At 43.6% G+C, this 9,020-nt stretch carries 9 protein-coding genes; 3 read left to right on the forward strand and 6 right to left on the reverse strand.

Going from position 1 to position 9,020, the window contains the following annotated elements; all coding sequences use genetic code 11:
* The first annotated feature begins 110 nt into the window (after positions 1-110).
* Positions 111-977, forward strand: coding sequence for a PEP-CTERM sorting domain-containing protein (locus ACM0OS_RS27225; protein ID WP_414546301.1), 867 nt, complete (start codon positions 111-113; stop codon positions 975-977).
* A gap of 86 nt (positions 978-1,063) precedes the next feature.
* On the opposite strand, the gene ACM0OS_RS27230 is transcribed toward ACM0OS_RS27225, so the two are convergent.
* The gene (locus ACM0OS_RS27230; RefSeq protein WP_414546302.1) at positions 1,064-1,720 is read right to left on the reverse strand and encodes a TetR family transcriptional regulator; all 657 of its coding nucleotides are present in this window, start codon (positions 1,718-1,720) and stop codon (positions 1,064-1,066) included.
* A 250-nt stretch (positions 1,721-1,970) separates the two neighbouring features.
* Here ACM0OS_RS27230 and ACM0OS_RS27235 point away from each other — a divergent pair, with 250 nt between their 5' ends.
* Entirely contained in the window at positions 1,971-2,924 is a 954-nt protein-coding gene (locus ACM0OS_RS27235; protein WP_414546303.1) for a Rieske 2Fe-2S domain-containing protein, read from the forward strand.
* 334 nt (positions 2,925-3,258) lie between these two features.
* Here ACM0OS_RS27235 and tkt read toward each other — a convergent pair whose 3' ends face one another.
* From tkt to ACM0OS_RS27260, 5 genes are all read right to left on the reverse strand, one after another.
* On the reverse strand, positions 3,259-5,271 hold the full coding sequence (gene tkt, locus ACM0OS_RS27240) for a transketolase (RefSeq protein WP_414546304.1): 2,013 nt from the start codon (positions 5,269-5,271) through the stop codon (positions 3,259-3,261).
* A 123-nt stretch (positions 5,272-5,394) separates the two neighbouring features.
* Positions 5,395-5,541: a hypothetical protein gene (locus ACM0OS_RS27245; protein WP_414546305.1), complete on the reverse strand. Its 147-nt coding sequence runs from the start codon at positions 5,539-5,541 to the stop codon at positions 5,395-5,397.
* 67 nt (positions 5,542-5,608) lie between these two features.
* Positions 5,609-6,859: a beta-ketoacyl-ACP synthase II gene (gene fabF, locus ACM0OS_RS27250; protein ID WP_414546306.1), complete on the reverse strand. Its 1,251-nt coding sequence runs from the start codon at positions 6,857-6,859 to the stop codon at positions 5,609-5,611.
* Positions 6,860-7,053: 194 nt separating this feature from the next.
* Entirely contained in the window at positions 7,054-7,314 is a 261-nt protein-coding gene (gene acpP, locus ACM0OS_RS27255) for an acyl carrier protein (RefSeq protein WP_414546307.1), read from the reverse strand.
* A gap of 393 nt (positions 7,315-7,707) precedes the next feature.
* On the reverse strand, positions 7,708-7,833 hold the full coding sequence (locus ACM0OS_RS27260) for a hypothetical protein (protein WP_414546308.1): 126 nt from the start codon (positions 7,831-7,833) through the stop codon (positions 7,708-7,710).
* Positions 7,834-7,971: 138 nt separating this feature from the next.
* Between ACM0OS_RS27260 and ACM0OS_RS27265 the strand changes: the two genes are divergently transcribed.
* The gene (locus ACM0OS_RS27265) at positions 7,972-8,883 is read left to right on the forward strand and encodes a CoB--CoM heterodisulfide reductase iron-sulfur subunit B family protein (RefSeq protein WP_414546309.1); all 912 of its coding nucleotides are present in this window, start codon (positions 7,972-7,974) and stop codon (positions 8,881-8,883) included.
* The last annotated feature ends 137 nt before the right edge of the window (positions 8,884-9,020 follow it).

The raw sequence follows: 9,020 nt of genomic DNA on the forward strand, positions 1-9,020 counted from the left end.
CCGGATTAAACTGAAGCGCCTTTATCCGTCAATTAATTTTTGACAGACTACTAGGGCTTTACCGTACAGTAGGAGATTCTCTGCAAACTATTATTGGCCGTAATACTCTAGTGCCAAATGACGAAGATGCCGAATTTAGTCGTTTCCTCAATTTTTCTCAAGACAAAGAGGTTGTAGCTTTTGTTGGATGGACATTCGCCGAGTTCCGCGATGAACCACAAGGTGTCTACCTCTCCTCAGGAGGTACTCTCCAAACCATTGCCGACCAAAATACCTTATCTCCAGAGGGTCTTACTTTTTCAGATTTTCGTAATCTATCCTTAGACAATGGAGAAGTATTCTTTAGAGCCTCCACCAGAAGCCCTGAAGATTTCCGAAACGGCATTTACGGCACAGTGGGAGGGACACTCCGAACCATTGTTGACACAAGCACACTGATTCCAGGTAGCAATAACAATTTTAATAGCTTCTTTGATCTATCCGCAGACAATGGACAAGTGGCGTTTGTTGGTTTTGACAGCAATTCCCAACGAGGTATCTATAGCGCAATGGGAGATATGTTACAAACCATTGTAGATACCAATACACTTATTCCCGATAGTGAAGACACATTCAGTTTTTTCTCTAATCTATCTTTGAATAATGGAGTTTTAACTTTCAATGGTTTTGCTGATAATGGACAAGCAGGTATTTACACTACACTAGGGGGTGAGCTTGCCAAGGTGATTACTACGGGTGATACATTGCTAGGTAAAGAAGTAAGTTTCTTGGACTTTGCAAAAAGTGGCGTAGATGGCAACTCTTTGGCCTTTAAGGCTAACTTCACCGATGGCACGCAGGGTGTTTTCCTGGCCAATGCAGTTTTACATGAACCCGAAAAACCGATTCCTGTGCCGGAACCAGGCGCAATCTTAGGACTGCTAGCTACAGGAATTATCGGCAAGATGGTGAAGCGCCGAGTTACTACTACTGTTTAATCCCAATCCGCGCATCTTAACTCTAATTCTCACTGTGGTGGGGAGTAGGTGGGAAGAACTGGGACTAGTACCACAATTTTCCTCCCTCATTCTCCACTTTTTTCTACGCCAGCCAAAATTAAATTAACTGCTTCTTGAGTGTACTGCTCAATCATTTCTGGGCTTAGTAGTTGCAAATCTGGCCTCACATGCTTAAGATTTTCATGGGCATTGAAATAGAAATTACAAATCCCCGCAATTTGCAGAGTTACAAGAAACGGATCAAGTTGGCGGAAACAGCCCTCAGCCATTCCCCGTTCTAAAATTTTGACGACATACCCGAAATTTTCTTGCCAATTCCCTAGCTTAAAATACTTGCCTTGATTTTGGTTTGCTTCTTGAAACCACAGCATTCCCCGTTGCGGGTGAGCCGTTTCATAGGCGATGACTTCCTTAATCAGTATTCTCAAGGCTTCATCTGCGGGAAACTGCTCCAGATTTAGCTTGTTAACCCATTCGGACATTTCCACTACTGGACGTTGCAGAACAGCTTTATATAGTCCTTCTTTGCTCTGGAAGTAGTAGTAAATCATCGCTGTGGTGACACCTGCACCTTTAGCGATCGCATCTGTCCTCGCCCCACTAAGTCCATTTCTGGCAAATTCTGCTTCCGCCGCATCTAGAATCTGCTTTTGCGTCGCCTCTGCATCCCTTACTTGACGCGGTTTTTTAGAGGAAAGTTTTGATTGCGTTGAACGACCCACGGTTCTCCATCATACTAACGACACATATCTTAACTAAAAAATTGGTTGGTAGTTGACATAAGTTATGAGATTTATTAGATTGTTTATTAACTAAATTATTAGTTAATATTTTTTTGTCAAACTGAGCCGAAGTAAAAACAATTGGTGAAAAACATAATCAGACTGCTTTTGGTTGTCCCTAGACTGGAAATCTGGAGGCGAAATAGATCTTTAAAAATAAATATTTTCTTACACAAGTTAGGAGTACGAAATGGAACCAATTTTGCCTGGCGCACCTTGGTTGATTGCTCATAGATCAATGTTGGGAGTTAATCAACCCAAAAAAATTACTTTGAATAATCAAGATTATGTACTCTGGCAAAACCAAAAAGGTGAAGTATTTGCCCTGGATAACATCTGTCCACATATGCAAGCACCCTTATCTGATGGATGGATTTGTCAAGATAGAGATACAATTACTTGCCCTTTTCATGCTCTGGAGTTTGATGTACAAGGCAGAATATACCAAGAAGAAAAAAAAGATACCCAGCCAATTACCAAGTCCTTAGAACTAATTATTAGCAATGATTGTATCTGGACTTATGGCAAATTTGAGCCAAGATTACCTATTCCCAATGTGCATCAAAAAATTATCGATGAATACGAATTTATAGGAGTAACTGGCGAAACAGATATTCAAGCAGATTTTTTGACTAGCTTAATGATTAATTATGACTATAATCACCAAAATGGTACGCACAAAGAAATTTTTAAAATTAAATCTTGTAATGTTAGTGCATTTGAAGAAAACGGATACTACGCTACAGTAAAGCAAGAACTTACAAGGTCTGAAAATACCTTAGGAGAAATTATTAAAAATCCTATTTTGGGCATATTTCCTAAACAACTCACTAACACATTGGAATATGCCTTTCCTTCAACTACAGCTTTCTTAGCTACAACACCTCTTGGGAAGATTGCCCAAATACACATTCTCTACCCAGAAACAGAAAATATCACGAAGACGTTTATTTTAATGTATGCCCAGGTAATTAATCCTGTAATGAAGTTTTTATTTCATAACTCGGTTTTACAAGCAGCAGGCACAGTTGTGAAACAAGATACAATTGCTGTTGAAAGTTTGTATCCTCGACAAAAATCAAAAATTAGATTGCCAAATGAGGAGATTATGTTTTATGCAGAAAAACTTTACCATGATTGGTAAATTCTAGGCTATATTTATCCACCCCTGACTCACAAATAAAAAATAATCAACAATCGCTTTGGTGAGCCGGGTAAGCAGAGGAGAATAAATTTGATAGTCGTATTGCAGGAATTGAGTAATTTAATTTTTGGATCTAAATCTCATCCATAATGAAAAGTGGAGTTTTTGTCATGGCGACGCCAGGAAGCAATCTCATAATCTTGACTACAAACTACAGTTTTCAAAGTAGACAAGGTTTAAATGCATATCTGTGAAAGAAAACTCTGCGAACCGTTGCCTTAAAAAAAAAGGGTAGACCTTTCAGCCTACCCTAAAGAGAATATTCCGTTGCTAATTAACCCAATAATTGTTTAGCTTTAGCTAATACATTATCAACGCTAAAGCCAAATTTCTCTAGACAAACACCGCCAGGAGCCGAAGCACCAAAGCGATCAATACTAACAGTATCGCCTTCCATGCCCACGTACTTATGCCAGCCGAAGCTAGAAGCAGCTTCTACAGACAAACGCTTGGTAACAGCTTTCGGCAGAACCGACTCTTTATAAGCTGCATCCTGTGCGTCAAACAAGTCAGTTGAAGGCATTGAGACAACACGGACTTTCTTACCTTCTGTTGTCAGTTTTTCGGCTGCGGTGACGCAGAGGCTCAATTCGGAACCAGTACCAATCAGAATTAGCTCCGGTGTACCTTGGCAATCTACCACTGTGTATCCACCCTTCGCCACGTTCTCAACCGATGTACCTGCTAAGTTGGGAACAGCCTGACGGGTAAACGCCAACAGAGTAGGAGCATTTTGCTTGGCGTGTTCAATTGCGACTTTGTAAGCACCAGAGCATTCGTTACCGTCTGCGGGGCGAATTACAGTCAAGTTAGGAATAGCACGCAAGGAAGCTAAAGTTTCTATGGGTTGGTGTGTGGGGCCATCTTCACCTTGTCCAATGGAGTCGTGAGTCATTACCCAAATGACTCCAGCTTGGGACAAAGCCGATAAGCGGATAGCTGCCCGCATATAATCTGTGAAGATCAAGAAGGTAGCACCGTAGGGAATTAATCCCGAACCATGCAGCGCTATACCATTACAGATTGCGCCCATACCGTGTTCCCGGACACCGAAGTGGATGTTGGGGTTTTGGTATTCTCCTTTTTGGAAATCACCCTTACCCTTGATTTCAGTTAAGTTGGAGTGGGTCAAGTCAGCTGAACCACCAATTAACTCAGGTAAACCTGCTGCCAATTTATTGAGACAGTTTTCCGAATGTTTGCGGGTAGGCAATCCTTTGTCTTCGGCGGTGTAGGTAGGTAGTACTTTATCCCAACCGTCTGGTAGTTTGCTGCTGATGTAACGTTCAAATTCAGCCGCTTCTTGGGGATATTTGGCTTTGTAGTCGGCAAATGTCTTGTTCCAATCAGCTTCGTAACCTGCGCCACGTTCTACTGCTTTGCGTGCATGATTGAGAGCATCTTGAGGAACTACGAAAGGCTCGTGTTCCCAACCCAAATTTTTCCGGGTTAATGCTATTTCGTCTCCACCCAAGGCAGCACCATGAACACCAGCAGTGTTGGCTTTGTTGGGGGAACCATAACCGATGGTAGTTGTAACCTTAATCATGGTCGGCTTGTCGGTTACAGCTTTAGCTGCTTCAATTGCCTTGGCAATGCCATCTAAATCGGTATTGCCATCTTTGACATGTAAAACATGCCAGCCATAAGCTTCAAAACGCTTGGACACATCTTCGGTGAAGGCTACATCTGTAGAACCATCGATAGAGATGTGGTTGTCGTCATACAAAGCAATCAGTTTGCCTAATCCCAAGTGACCCGCGAAAGAAGCAGCTTCACCGGAAATGCCTTCCATGTTGCAACCATCACCTAGAATTACGTAGGTGTAATGGTCAACAATTTTGGCATCAGGTTTATTGAATTTAGCAGCTAGATGGGCTTCTGCCATCGCTAAACCGACTCCATTGGCAATTCCTTGACCCAAGGGGCCAGTCGTAACTTCCACGCCTGCGGTCATGAAGTTTTCGGGGTGTCCGGGGGTTCTAGATTCCCACTGACGGAATTGCTGAATATCTTCAATGGTGACGCTATCGTAGCCTGTCAGGTACAGTAAAGCGTACTGCAACATCGAGCCATGACCAGCAGACAAGACAAAGCGATCGCGGTTGAACCAACTGGGATTTTTGGGATTAAATCGCATAAAGCGATCCCATAGGACGAAAGCCATAGGAGCCGCGCCCATCGGCAGCCCTGGGTGTCCCGATTTTGCTTTTTCTACGGCATCAATAGCCAAAAAGCGAATCGAATTAATACAAAGTTCTTCGAGGGATTGGGTTGCAACAGCCATAATCTCTTGTTCTTAACGACGGGTTAGCACTCTTGGAGCTTCTCTTCTCACTGGGGTTATTTTAAACAGTTAACAGTTAACGGTTATCAGTTATCATTTTTATTCATTAAGCCTGGTAACTGATCACTGATAGCTGACCACTGATTTAAAGGTTTCCGCAGTATCTTCATCATCCCATTCCCCATTGTGGATGGACAAGCGGGATCTCCTGAGTTTTTGGTGATAAATCAAGCTAATAATCGGGTTATGCTGAACGCTCAATTCAGCCATGAATGATATTTATGATACTTTTCACACGATGATCTCAGGAGAACTGAATACGGCAAATTTGAGAATTTTAGACGTACTTCTTAAAGGCTAGCGTGACATTGTGACCACCGAACCCGAAAGAGTTGGATAGTGCGACTTCAACTTTTTGCTCGCGGCTAGAGTTGGCTACGTAATCTAGGTCACACTCTGGATCGGGATTTTCTAAATTGATGGTTGGCGGAATTTTATCATTAGCGATCGCCAATACTGTGGCCACTGCTTCGATGCCTCCTGAACCACCCAAAAGATGTCCTGTCATCGATTTGGTGGAACTGACGGCGATTTTATAAATGTGATCGCCTAAAGCCGTTTTCATGGCAGCGGTTTCGGTGGAATCATTGGCCGGGGTGCTGGTGCCGTGAGCATTGATGTAACTCACCATTTCTGGGGTGAGTCCGCCATCTTTCAGGGCCAGTTGGATGGCTCTAGCGGCTCCGGTGCCACCTGGTACTGGGGAAGTAATATGGTAGGCATCACAAGTCATGCCATAGCCGACCATTTCCCCATAAATCCGAGCGCCACGACTCAAGGCGTGTTCTAATTCTTCGAGGATGAGAACTCCGCCACCTTCACCCATGACAAACCCATCGCGATCGCGGTCGAATGGACGGCACGCGTGAGCGGGGTCATCATTGCGAGTCGAAAGCGCTCGTGCTGCGGCAAAACCAGCTAAACCCAAGGGTGTAATTGCGGCTTCACATCCCCCGCAAATCATCGCTTGAGCATAACCATTTTGAATCAGGCGAAATGCATCCCCAATGGCGTTAGAACCTGCGGCGCAGGCGGTGACAGCGCAAGAGTTAGGCCCTTTAGCACCAGTATGAATTGCTGTTAATCCCGCAGCCATATTGGCAATCATCATGGGAATCATGAAGGGACTACAGCGATCGGGCCCACGATTGAGGTAGATTGTTTGCTGGTCTTCCATCACCTTTAGTCCACCAACACCGGAGCCAATCATCACTCCCACCTGTTCGGCATTTAGTTCATTAATGACTAACTTGGCGTCGGCCAGGGCTTGTTTGGCAGCTGATACCCCAAATTGGGAAAACCGATCCATGCGCTTGGCTTCTTTGCGATCCATGTAATCATGTGGATCGAAGTTTTTTACTTCCCCTGCAATGCGGCAATCATGGCGTGACGCATCAAAAAATGTGATGTGGTCAATGCCATTGCGTCCGCTTAACAATCCTTCCCAATATTCATCTGGTGTTTTACCAATAGGTGTAATCGCGCCAACACCAGTTACAACAACGCGTTTACGTTTATAATCTGTCATGACTTAGTTAAAGGTGGCGAGAAAGCTGCAAAATATAGGGACTGGGGACTGGGGACTGGGAAACAGGGATTGGGAAGTAGAAAGACAAAATAATGGTTTCTTCAGAAGATTTTTCTCTTTAGCCAATTATTACCAGTACCTAATACCCATTGCCCCTTGTCCCCACAAGGGGCCCCGAGTTCCCCAATTGCTGTTTAGGCAGATGCAGCAACTTTGTCGTTGATGTAATCCACCGCTTCTTGAACCGTCGTAATTTTCTCGGCGGCTTCATCGGGAATTTCAATATCAAATTCTTCTTCCAATGCCATTACCAATTCAACCGTATCTAGGGAATCGGCTCCTAAATCGTTAGCAAAATTAGCTTGGGGTGTAATAGTTTTGTCAACTTTGTCATCATCAACACTTAGTTGATCGGCAACAATTTTTTTGACCTTTTCAAAAATTTCTTGATTCATAGGTAAAAGTCCTTGACCAGTTGCTATTATCCGCTCTTGATGGGCGACATGGTTTTGAGCATATACATCTTATCGGAAAGCGCGATCGCCCGTATACTACCGGAGGCTTTTCCTTGAGAAAACTCTAGCCCCCTAGGGTACGACTAAATTGTTGTACCTGGAAGCACAAGGTAATCCACAGAAAAACAGTTGGCAATTAGAACCAGCGATGCGATCGCTTGATGTAAACGCTTTTATTTACCAGGTGATTAGTGACCTCTTTCCCCACTGACACGATGGCGTACAGTCAGGGCTGCCTTCCCGCGCTATCGCGCCGCTACGATAACACGATCAGGCTTTCCTGGTTATTTCCATTTCTGGTTTTACACCCACCATCTAGATTTGGAGTAACAATTAAGTTACTTCATATCCCCGACGCTCTGATTGCCCAGGCAGTTTCCATTCCCGCCAGTCTAGCGGTACTTGTGCTAGTTTGAGTTTTTTGTGGTGCCAATGTTTGGCAACTAACAACCCATTCATTCGCCCAACACTATTGTATTACTCTTGAAATCATTGCTATATCAATTCTGTTGTTTCTACGCCTTGGCTAATATCCCTGTCCAAGAATGATACAACAGTAGTTGTCAGGGGCAATTGCTCTTATCCAAATATACTTTTATGCTATCTCAGAAGTTAAAGTACGCTTATTACCCTGGTTGTGTCGCCCAAGGAGCTTGCCGGGAGCTGTATTTATCAACTCAAGCTTTGACTCAAGCATTGGGTATTGAACTGGTTGAATTGAAAAAAGCTGCTTGTTGCGGTTCAGGCACATTTAAAGAAGATTCTCAATTACTAGAAGATACGGTTAACGCCAGAAATATTGCTTTAGCAGAAGAATTAAATCTACCCCTACTTACCCATTGCAGCACTTGTCAGGGTGTAATAGGTCATGTCAACGAAAACCTGAAAACATGCCAGACCGATAACCCTGCTTATGTTGAGCAAGTAAATAGTTTGCTGCACAAAGAAGGTTGTTCACCTTATCGCGGTAGTACCGAAGTTAAACATCTCCTTTATGCCCTAGTCACAGATTACGGTTTAGAGGAAATTACCCAACGTGTAACTCGTAAGTTAACGGGATTAAAATGTGCTGCTTTTTATGGTTGCTATCTCCTGCGTGGCCAAAAGTTAATGCCCTATGATGACCCTTTCCAACCGGAAGCAATGGAAAATGTCTTTCGAGCAATAGGCGCAACACCAATTTATTATCGTGGACGCACCCAATGTTGTGGCTGGCCCCTTGCTAGCTATGCTACTACCCAATCTTTCAAAATGGCTGGGATGCACATTCAAGAAGCCTTAGAAAATGGTGCTGATTGTCTAGTCACGCCTTGTCCTCTTTGCCATCTGAATTTAGATTCTCGTCAGCCAGAAGTAGAAAAGGTCATCGGGCAGAAACTAGGTTTACCAGTACTGCATTTACCACAGTTAATTGCCTTAGCATTAGGAATTAGCCCGAAAGAACTCGGTTTAGAGCGCCACATTGTTTCCACAAAGTCATTGTTGGAAAAATTGGAGATTAGCGAGTAGACAGAAGGGGAAATGGGGAGATGGGGAGATGAGGAGATGAGGAGATGAGGAAGATGAGGAAGATAAAAACAAAGATATTGGTACTCACCGAAAATCCTTCCCCCCTGCTCCCTGCCCCCTGCCCCCCTGCCTCTTCC

This window comes from Nostoc sp. CCY0012, from assembly GCF_963920855.1.
Classification (GTDB): domain Bacteria; phylum Cyanobacteriota; class Cyanobacteriia; order Cyanobacteriales; family Nostocaceae; genus Cyanocohniella.

Coding starts and splice junctions, on each gene's coding strand:
- ACM0OS_RS27235 (WP_414546303.1), top strand. CDS start 1,971: ATGGAACCAATTTTGCCTGGCGCACCTTGGTTGATTGCTCATAGATCA.
- ACM0OS_RS27265 (WP_414546309.1), top strand. CDS start 7,972: ATGCTATCTCAGAAGTTAAAGTACGCTTATTACCCTGGTTGTGTCGCC.
- fabF (WP_414546306.1), bottom strand. CDS start 6,859: ATGACAGATTATAAACGTAAACGCGTTGTTGTAACTGGTGTTGGCGCG.
- ACM0OS_RS27260 (WP_414546308.1), bottom strand. CDS start 7,833: ATGAATGGGTTGTTAGTTGCCAAACATTGGCACCACAAAAAACTCAAA.
- tkt (WP_414546304.1), bottom strand. CDS start 5,271: ATGGCTGTTGCAACCCAATCCCTCGAAGAACTTTGTATTAATTCGATT.
- ACM0OS_RS27245 (WP_414546305.1), bottom strand. CDS start 5,541: ATGGCTGAATTGAGCGTTCAGCATAACCCGATTATTAGCTTGATTTAT.
- acpP (WP_414546307.1), bottom strand. CDS start 7,314: ATGAATCAAGAAATTTTTGAAAAGGTCAAAAAAATTGTTGCCGATCAA.